We start from the raw sequence: 20,760 nt of genomic DNA, 5'->3' as shown, positions 1-20,760 counted from the left end.
CGATGACCACCGGCTGGATCCAACACACCATCAGCCCCGCCGACCGGGACGCCACCGAGCGCCTCGCCGCCGACCGCCTCGCCCCCGTCCTCAACGCCGCCCAGCACTCCGGCGCACTGGACGGCTGGTGGTACATGCGCAAGGACGGGTTGCGGCTGCGCTACCGCGCTGCCGAAGCCACACCCGCCGTCACCGCCCTCCTGGACGCGCTCGCCAAGGAAGGCACCGTCGAAGGCTGGACCACCGTGATCTACGAGCCTGAGACCGAGGCGTTCGGCGGCCCGGAGGCCATGGATGTCGCCCACCGCCTCTTCCACACCGACAGCCGACACCTGCTGGCCCGGACCGCCGAGCCCGGACCGCCCGCACTCGGCCGGGCCGAGACCGTCGTCGTCCTCGTCTCGGCCATGCTCCGCGCGGCTGGACTCGACTGGTACGAGCAGGGCGCCGTCTGGGCCCAGTTCGCGATGCACCGCGATGCCCCCGCCCCCGTGGCCCCCGAGCGAACGGCCACCCTGACCGCCGCCATGCATCACCTCATGCGCCTCGACACCCGGGCACTCACCCGCGACACCACCCCGCTCGCCCACAACGGCGGCTGGGTCGACGCCTTCCAGCAAGCCGGGCAGGACCTCGCCCGGCTCGCCCGCGAGGGCATCCTCACCCGCGGGCTTCGGGCCGTCCTCGCGCACCATCTCCTCTTTCACGCCAACCGCTCCGGCTTACCAGTGAACCACCAAGCCGCCATGGCCGCACGGGCGTTGGCTGCCGTCTTCCACTCCGCCGAGAGCCCCGAGCCCTCGAAATCCATCATCCACACAACCACTAGGGTCACCAGCATGACTACACTCAGCAACGAAACCGCCACTCCGTCCGCCGCACAGCTGCGAGACGCACTCACCGACCGCCTTCTCGTCCAGGGCGCCATCCACCGCACTACGGTGGAGGGCACCTTCCGCACCGTGCCCCGCGAGCGCTTCCTCCCCGGCTTCCCGCTGGCCACCGCCTACGCCGACAATCCCACCTACACCAAGGCGGACGGATCCGGCACCCGGATCAGCGCCGCCTCCCAGCCCGCGATCGTCGCTCTGATGCTCGAACAACTCGACCCTCAGCCCGCCGAGAAGATCTTCGAAGCCGGAGCGGGAACCGGTGTCAACGCCGCCTACCTGGGTCACATCGTCGGCGCCGACGGACACGTGGTGACGATGGACGTGGACAAGGACATCGTCGACGGTGCCCGCGAGCACCTCGCCGACGCCGGCATCACCAACGTCGAGACGGTCCTCGGCGACGGCGCGCTCGGCCACCCGGACGGCGCCCCGTACGACCGGGTGATCGCCACGGTGAGCACCAGCGAGATGCCCACCCCGTGGCTCCGCCAGGTCAAGCCCAGTGGGCGGATCGTGCTCCCGCTGCGGCTGCGCGGCACCGCCTCGCGCACGATCGCCTTCGAACGCCGCGAGAACGGCTGGGTGTCGGTCGACGACCAGCTCGCCGTATTCATGCCGCTGCGCGGGAGCATGGACGACGCCCGCCGCACTGTCGCCCTCACCGGCGAGGGCGACATCACGCTCCAGGTCCACAAGGACCAGCACGACGCCGTCGACGCCGAGCTGCTGGCCGGGGTCCTCGACAGCGGGCGCCACGAGACCTGGACCGGCGTGACGATCCCGGCAGGCACCACCTACGAGTACCAGGACCTGTGGCTGGCCCTCACACTCCCGCACTCGATCATGCGGATGAGCGTGACCGGCAACGCCCACGAGCGCGGCGTGAACCCCATGTTCGGATGGGGCGCCATGGCCACCGTCGACGCGGGATCGCTCGCCTACCTCACCCTGCGCCCCGGCGAGCCCGATGCCGACGGCCGCAAGACCTACGAGACCGGCGTGATCGGCCACGACCCCGCGGGTGCCGCCCTCGCCGCCCTCGTCACCGAGCAGATCCGCACCTGGAACACCGGTTTCCGCGGCCGGGCCCTGCGCTTCGAACTCCCCGACACCCCCACCACGGCGGCCCCGGCCACCGGCCGGTTCGTCCTGGACCGCCCCAACCACCCGATCACCGTCATCTGGGAGTGACCCACGTGCACCCGACCGGTCCCGTCGCCCAGCGCTTTCCGCTGGTCGCCCGCCACCGGCCCGCGTGCCTGCCCCTCGACGTGCGTGTCGGCCGGCTCACCGAGCTGGCTGACACGGCCGCCGGGCAGGCCGACCCGAGCGTGGCCTCCACCGTCTACAACCAGGCGGCCCTCCTGGCCTCCGACCTCGCCCTGCCCGACTACGCCCGCGAGCTGTGCCGGCGCCACGCCACCCGCTACCTCACCCGCGGCCCGCTCCCGGCGATGAGCGCCATCCGCGGCCTGGAGCCGATCGTCAATCTCGCCCGCCTCCACATCCGCGCCGGCCGCCACCAACACGGCCACCAGCTCCTCCTCGACCTCTACCGCGCCGTCACCACCGCGACCGAGGCGACGCTCGACGGCATCACCGTTCCCACCCGCCTCACCGAGACCGACCAGCAACGCGGCGAGGTCCTCCAGTGGCTCTGGCGGGTCGTCATCGCCGACGGCACCCGCGCCCTCACCGCCGCCGGCCGCTGGAGCGACGCCCTTCGTCATGTCGAGGAGCACCGCGGCATCGGCCTGCGCATCCTCGACGGCCGCCAGACCGCCGTCCTCGCCGCCGCCACCACCCGTGACCTGGCCGGCGCCCTCGCACTGCTGGAGGAAACCCAGCCGGGCGGCCCCTGGGAGGACGCCGTCACCGCGGCACTCACCGCGCTGTGCCGCCCCGGCGACCGGCACTTTGCCGAGGCGGCGATCGACCACTGCCTCGCACTCGAATCGGACGGGGGCCTGGCCGTCTTCACCACCCGCCTCGCCCTGACCGCTCTCGACGCAGCCGGCCCGGACACCCCCGCCGCCCGAGACCTCCTTCGACACCTGGCCGACCGAACGACCGAATCCGGCGACGGCTACGCATTGCGAGACCTCCTCGCCCACCCCGCCGCCCACCGCCATCTCGGACCCGGCCGAACAGAGGAGCTCAATCGGGCTCTCGCCACCTGTGCACTCGGCTCCGCCACCCTGCCCGACCCCGTTCGAGACCGACTGGAGGACGCACTCACCCTGGCTGCTGCGGCGCTCGAATAGTCCCGGTTCGGCCCCGGGCTCACCCGGCGACGAACTGTTCACAGCACGGCAATCGCTCGGACGCCGCGACGGATGTCGACTGGCTCACCGGCCATCTCGCGGCCTCGGCTGACGGCCAGTGGGCGACCCCAGCGTCGTGGCTCGGCCCACGGCCTCTGACGTAGGTGCCGTCACCCTCCTTGACCGCACCGGCGTTCACGTAGACGGCCGTTCCGGGTGCGGAGCGTTCCCGGAGGTCAGACCGTGACGGCGGCCTCCAGGAGCGTCAAGGTCCGCGCGGTGGCGTCCACCGCCGCGCGGATGCCCAGCGGCAGGGGGAGGTTGGGACCGGCGTGGCCGATGTCGACCTGGCCGAGCACGGGGAGGTCGCGGCTGCCCAGAACGTCGAGGACCACCTCGCGCAGCGCCGGCGCCCCCTGCGCGCCCCCGGAGGCGGTGAGCCGGTGCGGGACACCGACCACCATCGCAGCGATCCGGTCCAGCACCCCGGACAGCCGCAGGACGTGCAGATCGCTCCAGACCGCGGCGAGCGGGCGCTCGACCTCCTCCCAGAACAGCACCGCGCCGTCGAAGAGTTCGGCCGGCAGGGCGTACGGGGTGGCCTGCAGGGAGACCAGCCGGTTGAGGAGCCCACCGACCAGCGGTCCCTGCGCCTGCCCGGCCCGCCAGCACTCCCAGCCCGACAGCGCGGGCAGGGCACCGAGCGGCTCGGGCACGGTGAGCAGCCGACGGTGGAGGGCGGCCAACTCCTCGGACCGGCCCGGGAGGGTGTGCCAGGAGTGACCGAGCCCGTAGGTCGCCATGTCGGCGTGAATGCCCGCCAGACCGGTCCGGCCGTACAGGGCGAGCAGCAGCAGGGAGATGTCACTGCAGCCCAGCAGCGGCTTGGGGTCCGCGCGGATCGCGTCGAGGTCGAGCAGGTCCAGGTAGCCGAGGGTGGCCTGCCCGCCGGTGTGGGCGATGACGCCCCGCACCCCCGGGTCGCGCAGCAGGCCGTTCAACTCCTCGGCCTGGGCGGCCGGGGAGCCCGCCGCCCACCAACGGGGGCGGGCTGCGGCGAGCACCGCCGAGTCGCGCACCTCGAAACCCAGCCGCCGCAGTGTCCCGACGCCGCGGGCCAGCAGCGGGGCGTCCGCTCCGTCGAGGGGACCGGAGGGCGCGGCGACCGCGACGACATCGCCCGGCGAGAGCGCGCGTGGGCGCAGGAGTGACGGCATGGCGGACGACCCTTTCCCGGCTTGTCGACGGTCGCCGGCAGGCTAGCCGGAGGCACTGACAACGAGGTGCCGACAGCAGGACGCGACCAGTGAGACGGGAGCGGCGCGGCACCGGCAGGGAGGCGGCCGAGGGCCGCGACGACCTCCGGAGCCCGATGCGGCGTCCGACCGGCAGGGTCCCTCGCGGGTGTCAGGGGACGAGGACGCTCCGGCCGGCGATCGGCGCGTAGGTCTGTCCGGGGACGACCAGGGCCTCGATCCGGCCGGAGCAGTCCGTCCCGCTCCGCACCTGGACCGCGGAGTCCGTCAGGTTGGTCACCACCGGGCGGACGAAGTCACCCAACGGGTAGCAGCCGCTCGGGTCCTGGTGCGCGCCGCCGTCGATGATCAGCACGCCATGGGCCGCGTACGCGGTGTTCGGTACCGCGACGGCCAGGGCGGCCGCCGCCAGCCAGGCCCCCAGAACGGTGGCGGTGCGTCGCTTCATGCGTCTGCGTCCCTTCGACCGGCGCGGGAGCCGCCCCACTGCGGCCCCGCCGATGCGACTCAAGGTAGTGAGGGACGGCGCGGGGCGGCTGGACGGCGGGCGTGGCGGCACGGACGTCGCGCCGGAAGTCGGGCGGGCCGACTTCCGGTGCGGCGGCTGTCGTGCGGGGCGGCACGGATCGGGGCGGGCACCGGCGCGACACCGGTCGGCCGCCGAGGTGTGACGAGGCGCCGACCGGTGCTGCGGCGGACGGCGGTTGAGGACGTCCGACCGCCGCCGTCCCCGGTGGCGCTACGGCCGGGGCGCCTCCTGGTCAGGCGGCACGGCACGGCCGGTTCAGCGCGTCAGCCGCACAGGGCTGCCGTCTGCGCCTTCACCATCCCCTTGCCCAGCGGGAAGGGCGCCTGGTGCTTGAGGTCGGCCCCGAGGTCGTAGACGTTGGCGGCGATGACCAGCTGTCGCTCCCCGTCGACGGTGGTGAGCGAGTAGCTGGTGTAGCCGGGGCCGCCGCCGTCGGTCAGCCAGACGGCGACCGGCGGCTTGGCGTCCGGCCCCGAGCCGCACGGCAGGTCCATCCGCTGCACCCCGAGTCCGTACGCCACCGGTGTGTCGGCGGGCCGCACCGTGGTCAGGAGTTCGCGCTGCTGGGCGGGCCGCAGCAGCTTGCCGCCGAACAGGGCGCGGTGGAAGCGGGCCAGGTCGTCGACGGTGGAGATCATGGCACCGGCCGTCCAGTCGTACGACGGGCTGAAGCGCGTGACGTCCTGTCCCTTGAGGTCGTACCCGTGCAGATGGGGGCCGTGGACGGCCGGGTCGGTCAGCGGGAAGGAGGTGTCCTTGAGGCCGAGCGGTTCGAGGATCCGCCGGCGGATCTCGGTGGACGCGCTGTGGTCGGTGACCGCCTCGATCACCAGACCGGCGAGCAGGTAGTTGGTGTTGGAGTACTCCCAGCCGTGGTCGGGTGCGGTGAACGCCGGCGCGTGCCGCACGGCGCGGGCCACCACCTCGCGCGGGGTGTAGACGTAGCCCCGGTCGTGGCGCTCCAGGTAGGGGGCGAAGAACTCCGGTTCGGTGGTGGGGTCGTAGATGCCCGAGGTGTGGTCGAGCAGCTGCCGGACGGTGATGGTCCGGCCGTCGTTGCCGTTGCCCTGGACCACACCGGGCAGCCACTTCTCCACGCTGTCGTCCAGCGAGAGCCGTCCTTCGCCCTCCAGCTGGAGGAGCACCGTGGACACGAACGACTTGGTGTTGCTGGCGATCCGGAACCGCTGGTCCGGCCGGGCGCGCTCGCCGGTCGCGGTGTCCGCGACCCCGGCGGCCACCCGGGACTCCCGCGCCCCGTTCCTGGCGTACGCCACGACTCCCGGGAATCCGTCCGCGACCACCTGGTCGATGCCCTCCGTGAGACCGACGGGCGGCGCCGCGGGCACCCGCTCCGCGACGGCCGACGCCGAGGCCGAGGCCGAGGCCGGGAGGAACCCCGTCACCGCCACCGCGCACAGTCCCACCCACAGTGCCGCGATCCCCGTACGTGTCCTCATCGATCTCCCCTGACTTCCGGTGCCGTGCTGGTTCGTACCCAGCCTGCCGGGCCGGCGCACCGGTCGCCCATCCCGCTGTCACCCGGCCGGTTCGGGGGGTTTACCCCACGCCCGGACCGGCCGTCAGCTCCGGGCGCGGTGCGGCCTCGACCCGCGGTGTTCCCACTGGTCGAGGCCATGCCGGCCGGGTGACTCCGCTCGGTCACCGGGCCGGGCTGGCGCTTCGGGCACGGCTCCCGGTAGGGGATGTCGGGCGCGTACCGCTGCCACTGCGCGGGGGTGACGGCTCCGGCGCTGTAGGTGCACAGGCGGGTGGCGAGGTTGCCGGGGTCGGCGTCGAGCAGTGCGACGGTCTGGCTGGACGCGACGAGGAGCGTCGGTCCGGTGGCCCCGAGCGCGACCGCCCGGATCTGGTTGCTGTTCGGATTGGCGACGGCGGCCACCCGGGCGGGGGCCGTGGGGTAGCGGAGGTCCCAGAGTTCCGGAGGTCCCAGAGTTCCGGGGTGGACTTGTTCCAGACGGTCATGCGCGTGCCGTCCGGGGCGAATTCGACGCCCTGGACGTCCTGCACCGTCCGGATGGTCGACCGGGGCCGGGGGTGCCGCGGATCGCCGATGTCCCACAGGGCCACCGTGTTCCCACTGTTCCCACCGGCGGCGAGCAGTCGGGTGTCGCTGCTCAGGCCCAGCGCGTCGCCGAAGGATCCCGGCACGGTGACCCGCGACGTCGGCTCGCCGCCGCCGGCGAAGTGGAACCGTTCCAGGGCCGCGCACTTGCAGGTGGTGTCCGGTGTGCTGGTGACGGCCAGGACGGCGCTGTCCGGGGTACCCCGGGAGATCGCCGAGCCCATGTTCAGCTCGTCTCCGGAGCCGGTGGAGCCGTCCGGGGGCTTGATCTCCGAGGAGCCCGCGCGCCGCGGCTTCGCCGGGTCGCCGACGTCCCACCTGTCGAAGCCGCTCCTGGTCGCCAGGTGGGCCGCGCGACCGTGGTTCAGCACACCGGCGTCGTGGCCGCCGGCGTTTGGGGGCGGGGATCGCCCCCATCTCCTTCGCGTCGAGCGTGTCGGTCACCCGCCACAGGTGGAGCGCTCCGCCGCGGATCACCGCCATGAGGTGGCCACCGTCGTCCCAGGTCACCCCGAAGGTGACGATCACATCACCCACGCCGGTCGGGGTCGCGGGGAAGTCCGCGGTGCCCAGGCCGGCGGCTTGACCGGGTTGCGCGGATCGCTCACGTTCCAGAGCTGGACCTCGCCCTCCCATCCGATGGTGAGCAGCGCGCCGGGACGGATGAACGCGGTGCTCCGCACCGAGACCGGGAGCGTCGTGACGAGGGCGGGGCCCGGGGAGGCGAAGAGGTCCCAGAGCCCGACGGACTGCGATCGCGGGGTCGGCGGCGCTGCCCTGACCTGCTGGGGCGCGGCCATCAGGCGTCCGTCCGGGCTGAAGGACCAGGACGCCGAGCTGCCCGGCCCCCTCGATCTGCCGCACTGGTGAGCGCCAGCGGCGCAGCACGCCGTCGGCGCCCGCGGTCAGCGGCCCGCCGGCGGTGGTCGTGGCCATGGCGTAGGTGGCGAAGGGCGTCTTGAGGCCGCCCGCGCCGGTGCTCCGCCCCGGCGGGTGGGCGCTCCTCGCGCACGGACCGGCGGGCCGGGGGATGATGTGCTTCAGGAAGCGCGAGGAGGTTCCGGCCCATGGACATCTCGCTGGCCACCGATCGGCTGATCATCCGGGACTGGTCCCCCGACGATGCCGAAGCCGCCCTGGCGATCTACGGTTCGCCGGATGTCGCCCACTGGCTGACCCCGGTGATGGATCGCGTCGTCGACGTGGCGGCGATGCGTTCGGTACTGCAGGCCTGGCAGGAGGCCCAGCCGAACCTGCCGCCCCCGCGTGGCCGGTGGGCCGTGCAGCGCAAGGAGGACGGGGCGGTGGTCGGCGGCCTGGGCATCCGGCTGTTGCCGCCGTTCGAGGACGACCTGGAGATGAGCTGGCAGCTGGCCCCCGACGCCTGGGGGAAGGGATACGCCACCGAGGCCGGGCGGGCCCTGATCGCGTGGGCGTTCACCCACGAGACCGAGGAGCTGTTCGCGGTCGCCCGGCCGAACAACACCCGTGCCATCGCGATGGCGAAGCGGCTCGGGATGGAGTGGGTGGGCGAGACGGCCAAGTACTACGGGCTCAACCTACAAGTCTACCGCGTCCGGCCGAGCGACTTCCACGGCTGACCGACCGAGCGACTTCCACGCCTGAGCGGCTTCCACGCCTGAGCGACTTCCACGCCTGAGCGGCTTCCACGCCTGAGCGCCTGAGCGCCTGAGCGCCTGAGCGGCCGGCCGGTCGCAGTGGCCGGCCGACGGCTACGCCCCGGCCGCGAGTCGGCCGGCCGTCGGGATCGGCGGGGCGGCGGGGGCCGGTCCCAGGGTCGTCGTGCCGGGCGCGGCGCGGTGGCCCAGGCCGGTCCGGTAGACGTCCAGGGCGCGCTCGACCCGGCCGGTGCGGCGCAGCAGGTCGCCCAGCAGCCGGCAGAGGTCCGCGAGGTCGCCCGCCGCGCCGGCCCGTTCGAGCAGGGCGAGGGCCGCGGTGTAATGCTCCTCGGCGGTGTCCGGTTCGCCGCGGTCCTCGGCGATGAGCCCGAGCAGCCGGTGCGCCCCGGCGGCGTGGACGGCGCCGCGGTCGGGGCCGATCCGGTCGAGGAGGCTTCGGAGCAGGCCGTCGGCCTGCGCGTGGTCGCCGCGGCGGCGCAGCACGTCGGCGAGCTCGACGTCCACCTGGTGGGTGAACAGCTCCGCCTGCCGGGAGGCCAGCATGGCGCGGGCGGTGCGCAGTTCGTCCTCCGCCCGGGCGAGGTCGCCGGCCTGGGCGAGGACGTAGCCGCGCATCCAGTGGCATTTGGCGAGGTCGGTGGTGAGGCGTAGGCGCTGGTAGAGCGCCTGGGCCTTGGCCAGGGAGGCGTCGGCCTCGGCGGCCCGGCCGTCGGCGATCAGGGTGCGGGCGACACTGCGGTGCAGGCCGGCGACCAGCGCGGGATCGGTGGCGTCGGGGGCCAGGGCGAGGGCGAGTTCGGCGGCCTGGGCGGCCCGGGCGTGCGCGCCCATGTCCGTGTAGGGGCCGATGGCGGCCGAGTAGAGCAGCAGCAGCGCGTCGGGGTCGTGCAGTCCGCCGGCGTTGAGCCGGTCGATGGCGGTCTCCAACAGGTAGCAGGCGTACCGCAGTTCGCCCGCCAGCAGATGGGCCACGGCCCGGCCCCGGATCGCGGCGGCGCGGCGTGGCAACGGCTCGTCGGCCAGCAGGCGCTCCGCCTCCTCGAAGTGCTCCCTGGCCTCGTCCAGACGGCCGGCCTCCAGCGCGCAGTCGCCGAGGCCGAGCAGGGCGGCGGGGCGGACGGATTCGACGCCGTAGTGGTCGGCGCGCTCCCGGACGGCAGCGAAGCGACGGGCCGCGTCGGCGGTGTCGCCGTCGGCGAGCGCGCCCTGGGCCTCGGTCAGCGCGAGCCCCAGTTCGGTGGCCAGGTGGGCCGGGCGGCCGGTGGCGAGTTCGTCGACGGTGACGCCGAGGCGTTCGGCGAGGTGGCGCAGCGCCGCCTCGGAGGGGTGCACCCGGCCCGCCTCGACCGTGGAGACGTAGGCCGGCGTGTAGGCCGGTTCGGCGAGCATGCGCTGGGTCAAGTGGCGTTCCCTGCGCAGCCGTCGGACGCGCTGCCCGATGCCGGCCGGATCCTGCTCCGAGGTCATGACCGCCCCTTCCGTCGGGTATCCGCCGTTCTCGTCGCACCCATTGTCGTGGACGCGACAGTGTTCTACATTAACTCGTCACTTGAGTCTGATTGTCCAGAGACTTAACCGCCCTGGCCACACCCGCCCCATGACCACCCCGTTGGGCACAGCACCGCCCCATGACCGCCCCAGTCGGCTCATCACCGTCCCGGAGGTTCCCTCGTGCGTCACGGCAGACTCGTCACCACCGCCCTGGCCGGCGTCACGGCCCTGGCCGTCCTCTGCTCCTGGCCCGTCCCCGCCGTCGCGGCAGCCGCCGCGGGCGAACCGCCCGGCCCGGCCGCGGCCGTGTCGGCCCCCGCTCCCGCCGGCGCCGCACGGCCGGGCGCCGACCACCAGGTGGAGGTGTTCGCCGAGGACGGCGGCATCAGCCGGGCCCGGGTGCCCGCGGCCTCCCCGTTCACCTCCCCGCGCCCGCTGGCCGGGCCCGCGGCCGGCGACGGCACCGTCACCCCGGTCGTCCGCAACGGCGGCACCGACAGCAAGCTCGACGTGGTGGTGATCGGCGACGGCTACACGGCGGCCGAGCAGGAGAAGTTCCTCACCGACGCCGCCGCGAAGTGGCAGGAGATCACCGCCGTCGAGCCCTACACGACCTACCGCGCGCTCTTCAACGTCTGGGCCGTCCAGGCCGTCTCCGCCCAGTCCGGCGTCTCGGGCGACCCGGACCGCGCCACCGTGCGACAGACCGCTCTCGGCTCCTACTTCTGGTGCGAGGACGTCGAACGGCTGCTCTGCGTCGACACCGCCGCCGTCGACCGCTACGCGGCCAAGGCCCCCCAGGCAGACCTCGTCCTCGTGGTCGCCAACAGCGCCAAGTACGGCGGCGCCGGCTACAACGACGTCGTCTCCCCGCTCGGGTACTCGGGGATCGCCACGGTGTCGGGCGGCAACGACCGCTCCGGGCAGGTGGCCGTGCACGAGACCGGCCACTCCCTCGGCCTCCTCGCCGACGAGTACTTCTACGACGGCCAGGGCACCTACCAGGGCGACGAACCCACCGAGGCCAACATCACCGCCCTGACCGCCGACCAGCTCCGCCGCACCCGCGCCAAGTGGTACCGCTGGCTCGGCCGGACCTCCCCCGACGGCGGGACGGTCGGCGCGTACGAGGGCGGCGGCTACTACCCGACCGGCCTCTACCGGCCCACCGACAACTCGATCATGCGATCGCTCGGCCGCGCGTTCAACCTGCCCGGCCGCGAGGCCATGATCGCCGGCTTCTACCGCTACGCCACCACCCTCAGCAGCGCGACCCCGAGCACCACGCCGCTCACCGCCGCCGACCGGCTCACCGTCGAACTGCCCGCCCCCGGCACCCGGCTGCGCTGGTACCTCGACGGCCACGAGGTGTGGAGCTGGCGGGACCGGACCTCGGTCGCCGTCGCCGACCTGCGCCTCGTCGGTCCGAAGGGTCTGCGGCACCGGCTCACCGCCGTCGCCACCGACCCGACGACCGCCGTCATCGACCCCGAACTGCGCGCCTCCCTGACGGACGCCCTGTCGTGGGGCGTGCGGCGCTGACCGGCGGCCGCGCCGGCCGGAGGGGCCGGTGGCCGACCCCCGGCTGACCGGCGCTCTCCCGGGGGAGGCGGCAGGCCCCGGCGGCCGCCGCCTCCCCCGGCCCCGGGGGTCGGCGGGGACCGGCGGCCGCCCCGGTCGCCGCTCACGCCCGGCCGCCGCCTCACCGCTTGAGCTGCGGGACCTCCCCGGAGCCGCCCACCCGCAGCCCGGCCCCGGCCTTGCTCAGCGAGCGCAGCGCCACCAGCAGGAAGGCGATGTCGTCCAGCAGGATCGGGTCGGGCAGCAGGTCCACCGGGCTGACCAGATAGACGATCGACGCCCAGAACAGGACCTTCTTCGACATCGGGATGCCGGACGCGCCCAGCAGCCGCCGGGCCCGGACCAGCTTGACCACCAGGACGACCGCCACCGCCAGGGTGGCCGCCACCAGGCTCCCGCCGGCCACCCACCAGAACACGCTCGTACCGTCCATCCGAACCTCCTGCCGTCTCAACGCTCCCGGCTACCCGCCCGTTCCGGTCCGTACTCCCGTCGACCCCGCGCGCACCGCCCGGCGGGCCCGAACGGGCCGGTTCCCCGGGCCCGACGCCGCCGCGTTCAAGGCCTTCGGCGGCCGATTCGCGGCGCACCGGGCCGCTCCGGAGGCCGCCCCCGGCACCGGAGGGGCAGGACGGTGCTCGGGGGTCCGGTGGGCCCGCGAACAGGCACGGAGCGAGAAATGGGTAGTCCCCCGCATTGTTCCCCGAACCGTTCCGGAGGTCCGCTTGATGGGCGGCCCGGAGCACCGGGCGAGCCACCGCGGCGGCCTCCGGGCACCGACGGCAGGACGTCCGGCCGAACCCGCCCGGACCGGCACCCGGCCGAGTCCGCCCGTCGCGACCGCCGGGCTCCCCGCACAAGGCTCCACCACAGGCAAGGCCAGGTGAACGGCATGGACGACGCCCACCCGCCGGCGAGACCGGTCCGACGACCCGCGATGTACCTGCGGTGCAACCCGTACGACACCCGAGAGGCGGAGTACGTGCGCACCGCCATGGAGATGCTGGCCGTCCGGATGGGACTGCCCTTCCCGGAGGTGTACGCCGACCACGGCCGGTCCGCCCGGGATCCGCTGCCTGCCCTGGAGAACCTGGTGAGGGCGGCCGAGCAGGGGTGGACGGACGTCGTCCTGGTGCCCGGACCGTTCGTGTTCTCGCTCGACGACCTCGTCGCCGCGGCGACCGTCGCCCGGCTGGCACGGGCGGGCTGCGAGGTCGTCGAGACACCGGGCCGCGTCGTGCGGCCCGTGGACCGGCCGCTGGGCGGCGTACCGGCCGCGCTGTCCGGATGAGGCGCGACCCCGCCGGACCGGCCACCGGTCACCGGCGACCCGGCCCCGGCCGCCCGCACGGGGCCGAGGCATCATAGGGGCATGCCCGCCCAGACCGGATACGCCGTCCGCCCCGACCGCCCCGCGGCACCGCGGCGATGAGCCGGCCGCAGCCGCCGACCGCCCACGGCGCCGGTTTCGCGCTCGTCGGCCGCGACCGCGAGTTCGCCCGCGCCCGCGACGCGCTGTCCCACCCGCCGGCCGTGCTCGTGGTCGAGGGCGAGGCCGGCATCGGCAAGTCACGCCTGGTCGCCGAGGCCGTCGCGGCCCTGGGCGGCCCAGAGCGGCCGGTACTCGGCGGCCTCTGCCACCCGCTGCGCGAACCCCTGCCCTTCGGCCCGGTGGTCGACGCGCTGCGGGACGCCGCCGGCCTGCTGCCCCCGCCCGAGCGGCTCCCGCCCAGCGCCGGGGCGGTCCGCTGGGTGCTGCCCGACCTCGCGCCCGCGCTGCCCCCGGCGCCGTCCGCCGGTGAGGGCCTGCTGTCCGGACGTCACCTGCTGGTCCAGGGTCTGCGCGCGCTGCTCGGCGCGCTCGACGACGCGATCCTGGTGATCGAGGACCTGCACTGGGCCGACGACGCGACGCGCGACCTGCTGCTCCAGCTGGCCCGCGACATGCCGCCGCGGCTCGCCCTGGCCGTCACCTACCGCGCCGAGGACCTGCCGCCCGACGCCCCGGCGTTCGGCGCGGCCTACCGACGCCCGCCCGGGGTGGCCGGTGCGCTGATCCGGCTGGGCCCGCTGACCGGACCGGACGTGCACGAGCTGGCCCGGGCGGCGCTCGGTCCGCGCGCCACGGCCGACCTCGCCCAGGTGCTCTTCGAACGCAGCCAGGGACTGCCCCTGACCGCCGAGGAGGACCTGCTCGCCATCGCCGAACGGCCCCGCGCGGAGGGCCGGACCACCGGCCGTACCGGCCTGAGCACCGGCGAGAATACCGGCCACCACCCCGACCAGAGCGGGGACCTGGCCGCCGAGCTGGCCCGGCGCGAGGTGCCGCAGGGCCTGCGGGACGCCGTCACCGAGCGGCTCGCCCGCCTCAGCGGCGACGGCGACGCCGTCGTGGCGGCCGCCGCCGTCCTCGCCGTCCCCGCGGACGAGGACCTGCTGGCCGCCGTCGCCGGGCTGGACGCGGCCGCCGGTGCGCACGGCCTCACCGAAGCCCTGCACGCGGCCGTCCTGCACGAGAACGCCCCCGACCGCTACGCCTTCCGCCACGTCCTGGCCCAGCAGGTCGCCTACCAGCGCGTTCCCGGGCCGCACCGCCGGATCCTGCACCGCAGGGCGGTCGAGGCCCTGGACACGCGCGTCCCCCGGCCGCTGGTCCAGATCGCCCACCACACGCTGGCCACCGGCGACCGCCGGGCCTGGCAGGACCTCGCCCAGGCCGCCGCCGACCAGGCGGTGGCCCTCGGCGACCCGGGCAGCGCCCGCACGATGCTGCGCAGCCTCCTCGACGAGCCGGGCCTCGACCCGCGGCGGCGCGGCCGGGCCGCACTGGCCCTGGCCCGGATCGCGGCCGACGACATCGACCCGGCGGCCAGCATCCAGGTCCTGAGCGGCATGATCGCGGACCCGCGGCTGCCGGTCGCCGACCGCGGCGAGATCCGCCTCGCGCTCGGTTTCCTCACCGCCGTCCACAGCGGCAACCGGGCCGGGTTCGACCGGATCCGCGACGCGCTGGACGAGCTGGAGGAGCGCCCGACCCGGGCGGCCCGGGCCATGGTGGCCATCGCCATGGACGAACGCGACGGCGCCGGCCGGCAGGCGGCGGACTGGCTGGCACGGGCGGACGACCTTCTGGCGACCCATCCGGACGAGGACGTGGCCGCCGCGGTCCAGGCCACCTCCCTCACCTTCCTGGCCCGGGACGGCGACCCGGCCGTCTGGGACCGGCTGGACCGGCTGCCCCGGGCCCCCGAGCGTCCCGAGGTCATGCGGCAGACCACCCGGGCGCTGTACAACACGGGCGAGATCGCCATCGAACTCGGCTACGACCGCCGGGCCTCCCACCTGCTGGCGGAGAGCCGGCGGCTGGCCAGGCAGGCGGCGATCCCGTACCTGGAGTGCTACAGCCGCCTCGCGCTGATCCGGCTGGACATGCTGGCCGGCCGCTGGCAGGGGCTGGAGGAGCGCTTCGACACCCTCGGCGCGGAGTTCGACAACCTGGCGATGGCCGGGGCCGAACGCTCCCTCCTGCTCGGACGCCTGTACGCCGCTCACGGCCAACTTGCCCTGGCGCGCGAGGAGTTCGAGATCGCCGGCCGGTACGGCCAACGGGAGTCCCAGGTCACCGCCGCGCTGCGCGCGGCGGCCGGGCTCGCGGGTCTGCAACTGCTGGAGGGCGACGCCGCCGCGGCCGCCGCCACGGTCGGCCCCGCCCTCACCACCACGCGCCAGGCCGACGCCTGGGCCCGTACCGCCGAACTGCTGCCGGTCGCCGTCGAGGCATTCATCGCCACCGGCGACCAGGCCTCGGCGGGCGCCCTCACCGAGGAGGCCGAGGCCGCCCTCACCGGCCGGGACGCGCCCGCCGTGTCGGCGGCCCTCGAACTCGCCCGGGGCCTGCTGCTGACCGCGGCCGGGGAGCCCGGCGCCGACCGGGCGTTCACCCGGGCCCGGGAGCAGTGGCAGGACATCGGCCGCCCGTACGAGGCGGCCCGCGCCGACGAGCGGATCGCCGCCGCGCTGGCCCCGCACGACCGGGCCCGGGCCACCGAGCGGATCGCCGCCGCGGAACGCGTCTACCTCACGGTGGCGGCGACCACCGACATCGCGCGCTGCCAGAAGCTCCGCCGCGACCTGGACCTCGGCAACACCGGCTCCCCGGGGCGCCGCGGCTACGGCAAGCGCCTGTCGCCGCGCGAGCGGCAGGTGGCCGAGCTGCTCGCGCGGGGCGCCGGCAACCAGGACATCGCCCAGGCCCTGTTCCTCTCCCCGCGGACCGTCGAGCACCACGTCGCGAACGTGCTCCACAAGCTGGCCACCAGCCGGGCCGAGACCGGGCGGGCGCTCGCCAGGGCCGACGCGGAGGAGGCCGGAGACGGCGCGGCGGACGGGACACCGGTCTGACCGGCGGCGCTGCCGTCCGCTGGTGGAGACGGACGGGCGGTCGGAGGAGGTGGCGGAGTCGGGTGTGACTCCGCCGCCCCGGCTCGCGCCGTTCGTGGACGGTTCACGCACTCTTCACCCCGGTCGATAGGTAGTCCTCCGCATTGATCCGACCGGCAAAGGCCGGTTCCCTGGTGGTACCGGCGAGATGGCCGCCGCTCCCCCAGCCAGGAAGGCATCCGACGACATGAGTGCACGTCACCACGCGCCGAACCAGCCCGCCGCCCCGCTGTACGGCCCGGCGCGGGCCGGTGCCACGGTGTGGATCTCCCCCTCCCCCCGCAAGGCCGCCCAGTACCCGCTCTCCCTGGTACGGCTGGCCAGGCTGAGCCGGGCCGGCTCGGCCTGACCGGCCGTCCGCTCCACCCTCCGGGCGCCGGGCGGGGCCCCGAGGAACGGCACGGCCCGCGAGGAGCGGCCGGCGCCCCCACCTGCTCGACCGTTCAACGTTTGAGGCCTCAGTCCTTGCCCGCGGCCGCACCGCCCACCGGCCTCCCGACCTGTGGCAGAGTGGAAGGGTCGGGAGACCGACCTGAGTCGCGGGCGATCTCCCGTCGGAGCCGGGGACGAGGTCTCCCATGGTCGAGTCGCGTCAGATCCTCTCCATCGCCCCGGCGGCCCTGGCCGCCGCAGGTGTGGTGGGGTGGGAGGAGACCGGCCCGATCAGCCCCCTGCGCGCGCCGGACCAGCGGCAGCCCTGGGCCTGGCGGCTGCCCCGGGAGACCGGCGCCCGGGTCCTCGCGGACCCCCGGCTCCAGGAGGAACTGACCCTCGCCTGGGACGACGCCGTCGCACACACCGCCCCGGTCCGGCTCGCCCTGTACGACGTGCCGCCCACCCAGCGGCTCGCGCTGGTGGCGCGGTTACGGACCCTGCGGCCCGCCGTCGGGGCGGTGTTCGTCGCTGACCGGACCCTGGACCCGGAGCCCTGCTGGGACTGGCCCCTGCGGGTCGGCGCCGTGACGGCCGACACGACCGCGAAGCTCTTCGACCGTCTGCGGTCCGACCGGAGGATCGCCCCCCTCGTCCACGCCTACACCCTCGGTACGCGGGCCCGGGACTGCGACCTCCTGGTGGTGTCCGGGCCGGAGGAGTTCGCCCTGCTGGAGCAGGGGCTCGCCGACGGCGCCGGCGCCACCTGTGTGCTCTGGTGTGCCCGCCGGCCGCTCGGGAGGGACGGACCGGCCCGGCTCGACGCGGTGGCGCGCACGCTGGGCGCCTCCGGCTGGATCGTCGCCGACCTCGCCGCGGACGGTGCGACGGATGCCGACGACGACGCGGACGCCGCCGCCGGCCGGCTCCACCGCCTGGTGCGTGAGCTGTCCGTCGGCCTCCCGCTGGACGAGGCGGCGACAGAAGCGGGCTCGCGGCTGACGGTGGCCCACCCGGAACTCGTCGAACGGCGGACGCTGTCCGACGAGGTCCGGTACGCGGGGGGAAGCATGGGCGACCTCCGGCCCCCCGGACCGCCGACCATGCCGGTGGAGGCACCGGCACCGGCACCGGCTCCAGGCGGGGCGGGCAGGCGTCCCAAGGGTGCTGGTCGTTTCATGCACAGCAGAACAGGACTCCGGCGCAAGGCCACCGCTCCCCAGCGGGAGATCCCCCGGCCCGGCGCCGCGACCGGCCGGCCCGACGCCCGCTTCCTCCAGGCCATGGTCACCCTGCAGGCGACCGGGGAGCAGCGGCGCCGGGCGTTCCGCCCCGGGGCCGACCACGACGTCCACGTCCGGGTCGGCGCGGGGAGTCCCGAATGGCACGCGGTGGAGGAGGAGTTCCGGACCGAGGACCTCACCTTCCGAAAGAGCGGGGCGCGCCTCGTGGTCGAGTTCTACGAGGACCGGAGCAGCGCGAGCCGCCACCCGTCCAAGACGATCGTCCTACCGGACCGCGGTGCCTCCAGCGAGGCGGTGTTCCCGGTTTCGGTGGGGCCGGACGAGCTGGAGATCCGGTGCGGCGCCCGGGTGTACCACGCGGACCGGCTGGTGCAGCGGCTGGAGCTGGTCGGCCCGGTCGCCGAGGCGGACGGGCCCGTGGCCGGGCAGGAGATCAGCGTCCGCGGCGAGCTGTTCAGCTCCCTCACCGTGACCCCCGGCGCCGCCCCCGGGCCCGGGGCCGACCGCCGGGCGGTGATCCGCGTCGAGGACGGCGAGCGGGCCGACATCCACCTGGGCGGGAGGACCGTCCCCGTCCGCCTCGACGGCCTGGACGACTTCCGGGCCATGATCCGGGAGCACCTCACCGGCGTGCTCGCCCAGGACGCCGATGCGCGGCAACCCGGTGACCGCGCGCCGGACGAGCTGCTGCGCGGCCTCGCCCAGCAGGGCAGCACCCTGTTCGACCAGTTGGTGACCCTGGGTCTGGGCGCGCTGAAGGACGTCACGTACCTCCAGGTGGTCTCGGCGGAGGCGGCGGAGCTGTGGCCGGCGGAGTTCGTCTACGACTACGGCTACCCGCGCGACGGCGCCAGGCTCTGTGTCAACTGGCGGCAGGCCCTCGACACCGGCATCTGTACCTGCACCCGCGCCGACGGCACGGCCGGCGTCGGCCGCCGGACCGTCTGCCCGCTCGGCTTCTGGGGCATCCGCCTGGAGATCGAACGACGCGTCCAGCGGGACCGGCTCGCGGAGACGGTCGTCGAACCGGACGCGGCCGACCAGGGCCGGGCGCTGCGTCCGGTGGACAGCGTGCTGTTCGCGGTGAGCCACAACGTCCGGGCGGCGGACCGCACGGCCGCGACCCGGGCGCTGCGGACCTCGTTCGGGGTGGACGGACTGTACACGGCCACCAGTTGGCGTGGCTGGCGGAAGGTGGTCCGGGCCCAGGGCCCGCCGCTGCTGCTGGCCCTGCCCCACAACGCCCGCGACGATGGCAACACCGTCGTGCTGGAGATCGGCAACAGGCTCAAGCCGAGCCGGCTGCCGTCCGTCCTGATCGGCCGCCAGGACATCCTGTCCGACCTGCACGAGGGCGGCACCGGCCCGATCGTGATGCTCCTCGGCTGCACCATGGCGGAGGCCGATGTCAGCTGGCAGAACGTCGCTGCGAAGTTCCTCCAGGAGAACGCGCCCGTGGTGGTGGGGACGCTCGTGCCGACCCTGGGCCGGCAGGCCGCCGTGATGGCGGGGATCGCCGCGGCGATGCTGGCCGACCGGGCGAACGACGGGAAGAGCGTCGGCGAGCTGGTGCGTGACATCCGCCGCCGGCTGCTCGCCCTGGGGTTCACGCTCGCCATGTCGATCGTGGCCTTCGGCGACGCCCGCTGGCTCGTCGCTGGCCCCGCGGCGCCGGACCCCGCCGGAACCGGACCCACCGGGGACAGCCCCGCCGGAAACAGCCCCGCCGGGGACAGCCCCGCCGGGAACAGCCCCACCGGAACCGGACCCGCCACCGCGAGCCCCACCGGAGTCGGCCCTGCCGGAGGTGCGCCGTGATCACCGTCGAGATGCTGCCCGCCGCACACGGCGACGCGCTGTGGATCGAGTGGCCCGGTCCGGGCGGCGAGGTCCACCGGATGCTCGTCGACGGCGGACCGAGCACCACCTACCAGGCCGTCTTCGACCGGGTGCGGTCGCTGCCGGAACGGGACCGGCACCTGGACGTGCTGGTGGTGACGCATGTCGACGCCGACCACATCGAAGGCGTCGTCCGGCTCCTCCAGGACCGGGCCGCGCTCGAACTGTCCATCGGCGACGTCTGGTTCAACGGCTGGACGCAGCTCGCCCAGGACACCGACCTGCTCGGCGCGGACCAGGGCGAGATGCTCGAAGCCCTGATCGGCAGCCAGCGCCTCGGCTGGAACACCGCCTTCCGCACGGGTCGGCAGGCCGCGCCCGCCGTCCTGGTCCCGGACCGCGGCGCGCTGCGCTCGGCCGAACTGCCGGGCGGCGCCCGCGCCACCGTTCTCTCCCCCGGCCGCAAGGAGCTGGACGCCCTGCGCGGGGAGTGGGCCAAGGTCCTCAAGGGCCTCGGGGTGACACCCGGGCACCCCGAGGCGGCCCTCGACCGGCTGGCCCGGCGCAGGGATCTGCGCGGTCTCGCCGACGACCTGCTCGGCGGCGAACGGGTGGACGGATCGGTGCCGAACGGATCGAGCATCGCGTTCCTGCTGGAGCACGGCGGCCACCGCCTCCTGCTCACCGGCGACGGCCACGGGGACGTCCTCGCGCGCGGCCTGACCCGGCTCCTGCGGGAGCGACCGGCGCCGCGGCTGACGCTGGACGCCCTCAAGGTGCCCCACCACGGCAGCGCCGCCAACACCACGGACGAGCTGCTGGCCCTGCTCGCCACCCGCCGCTTCCTGATGTCGACGAACGGCGACAAGTTCAAGCACCCCGACCGGGCGGCCGTCCTGCGCATGATCGGCGCGGCGGACCGCACCGCCGGTCCGCCCGAGCTGGTGTTCAACTACCGCAGCGACACCACCGCCCCGTGGGCCGACCCCGAGCAGCAACGGACGCTCGACTACACCGCGGTCTACCCGGACACCCCCGCCACGGGCACGACCCCGACGGACACGGCAGGCGCGGGCACGAACGCGACCGGCGCGGCAGGTACGGGCACGACCGTGGAGGTCTGAC

General features: G+C 74.8%; 15 protein-coding genes. 10 read left to right on the top strand and 5 right to left on the bottom strand.

Annotation, left to right across the window (positions count from 1 at the left end; all coding sequences use genetic code 11):
* Positions 1-2 precede the first annotated feature (2 nt).
* The gene (gene fxlM / locus ACFXHB_RS32760; protein WP_380578471.1) at positions 3-2,084 is read left to right on the top strand and encodes a methyltransferase, FxLD system; all 2,082 of its coding nucleotides are present in this window, start codon (positions 3-5) and stop codon (positions 2,082-2,084) included.
* Positions 2,081-3,157 (top strand): hypothetical protein, encoded by a 1,077-nt coding sequence (locus tag ACFXHB_RS32755; protein ID WP_380578469.1) that lies wholly within the window; start codon positions 2,081-2,083, stop codon positions 3,155-3,157. The genes fxlM and ACFXHB_RS32755 overlap by 4 nt, the downstream gene beginning before the upstream one ends.
* 236 nt (positions 3,158-3,393) lie before the next feature.
* Here the strand turns inward: ACFXHB_RS32755 and ACFXHB_RS32750 are convergent, their stop codons facing one another.
* The 3 genes from ACFXHB_RS32750 to ACFXHB_RS32740 all read right to left on the bottom strand — a co-directional run bounded on the left by ACFXHB_RS32750 (position 3,394) and on the right by ACFXHB_RS32740 (position 6,402).
* A complete protein-coding gene (locus tag ACFXHB_RS32750) occupies positions 3,394-4,374 on the bottom strand; it encodes an LD-carboxypeptidase (RefSeq protein WP_380578467.1) in 981 nt (326 codons plus the stop codon).
* Positions 4,375-4,564: 190 nt separating this feature from the next.
* Complete coding sequence (locus ACFXHB_RS32745; RefSeq protein WP_380578465.1) at positions 4,565-4,861, bottom strand: hypothetical protein; 297 nt, start codon at positions 4,859-4,861, stop codon at positions 4,565-4,567.
* A 344-nt stretch (positions 4,862-5,205) separates the two neighbouring features.
* Positions 5,206-6,402, bottom strand: a complete 1,197-nt coding sequence (locus ACFXHB_RS32740) for a serine hydrolase domain-containing protein (RefSeq protein WP_380578463.1) — start codon at positions 6,400-6,402, stop codon at positions 5,206-5,208.
* A gap of 713 nt (positions 6,403-7,115) precedes the next feature.
* On the opposite strand from ACFXHB_RS32740, the gene ACFXHB_RS32735 reads away from it, so the two are divergent.
* Positions 7,116-7,898 carry a hypothetical protein gene (locus ACFXHB_RS32735; RefSeq protein WP_380578461.1) on the top strand — a complete coding sequence of 261 codons (783 nt, stop codon included), beginning with the start codon at positions 7,116-7,118 and terminating at the stop codon, positions 7,896-7,898.
* Between the two features lie 197 nt (positions 7,899-8,095).
* On the top strand, positions 8,096-8,629 hold the full coding sequence (locus tag ACFXHB_RS32730; protein WP_380578458.1) for a GNAT family N-acetyltransferase: 534 nt from the start codon (positions 8,096-8,098) through the stop codon (positions 8,627-8,629).
* A gap of 132 nt (positions 8,630-8,761) precedes the next feature.
* Here ACFXHB_RS32730 and ACFXHB_RS32725 read toward each other — a convergent pair whose 3' ends face one another.
* The gene (locus tag ACFXHB_RS32725; protein WP_380578456.1) at positions 8,762-10,135 is read right to left on the bottom strand and encodes a tetratricopeptide repeat protein; all 1,374 of its coding nucleotides are present in this window, start codon (positions 10,133-10,135) and stop codon (positions 8,762-8,764) included.
* Between the two features lie 204 nt (positions 10,136-10,339).
* Here ACFXHB_RS32725 and ACFXHB_RS32720 point away from each other — a divergent pair, with 204 nt between their 5' ends.
* Positions 10,340-11,701, top strand: coding sequence for a M64 family metallopeptidase (locus ACFXHB_RS32720; protein ID WP_380578454.1), 1,362 nt, complete (start codon positions 10,340-10,342; stop codon positions 11,699-11,701).
* Positions 11,702-11,861: 160 nt separating this feature from the next.
* Here ACFXHB_RS32720 and ACFXHB_RS32715 read toward each other — a convergent pair whose 3' ends face one another.
* Positions 11,862-12,173, bottom strand: coding sequence for a YkvA family protein (locus tag ACFXHB_RS32715; protein ID WP_380578452.1), 312 nt, complete (start codon positions 12,171-12,173; stop codon positions 11,862-11,864).
* A gap of 459 nt (positions 12,174-12,632) precedes the next feature.
* Between ACFXHB_RS32715 and ACFXHB_RS32710 the strand changes: the two genes are divergently transcribed.
* From ACFXHB_RS32710 to ACFXHB_RS32690, 5 genes are all read left to right on the top strand, one after another.
* Entirely contained in the window at positions 12,633-13,031 is a 399-nt protein-coding gene (locus ACFXHB_RS32710; RefSeq protein WP_380578450.1) for a hypothetical protein, read from the top strand.
* Positions 13,032-13,168: 137 nt separating this feature from the next.
* Positions 13,169-16,141 carry an ATP-binding protein gene (locus tag ACFXHB_RS32705; RefSeq protein ID WP_380578448.1) on the top strand — a complete coding sequence of 991 codons (2,973 nt, stop codon included), beginning with the start codon at positions 13,169-13,171 and terminating at the stop codon, positions 16,139-16,141.
* Positions 16,142-16,367: 226 nt separating this feature from the next.
* Complete coding sequence (locus ACFXHB_RS32700) at positions 16,368-16,529, top strand: hypothetical protein (protein WP_380578446.1); 162 nt, start codon at positions 16,368-16,370, stop codon at positions 16,527-16,529.
* Positions 16,530-16,758: 229 nt separating this feature from the next.
* Positions 16,759-19,614 carry a hypothetical protein gene (locus ACFXHB_RS32695; RefSeq protein ID WP_380578444.1) on the top strand — a complete coding sequence of 952 codons (2,856 nt, stop codon included), beginning with the start codon at positions 16,759-16,761 and terminating at the stop codon, positions 19,612-19,614.
* Positions 19,611-20,759 (top strand): ComEC/Rec2 family competence protein, encoded by a 1,149-nt coding sequence (locus tag ACFXHB_RS32690; RefSeq protein WP_380578442.1) that lies wholly within the window; start codon positions 19,611-19,613, stop codon positions 20,757-20,759. The genes ACFXHB_RS32695 and ACFXHB_RS32690 overlap by 4 nt, the downstream gene beginning before the upstream one ends.
* Position 20,760: the final 1 nt, after the last annotated feature.

This window comes from Kitasatospora sp. NPDC059327, from assembly GCF_042752535.1.
Lineage (GTDB): Bacteria > Actinomycetota > Actinomycetes > Streptomycetales > Streptomycetaceae > Kitasatospora.
This window is presented reverse-complemented; position numbering and strand designations above follow the sequence as displayed.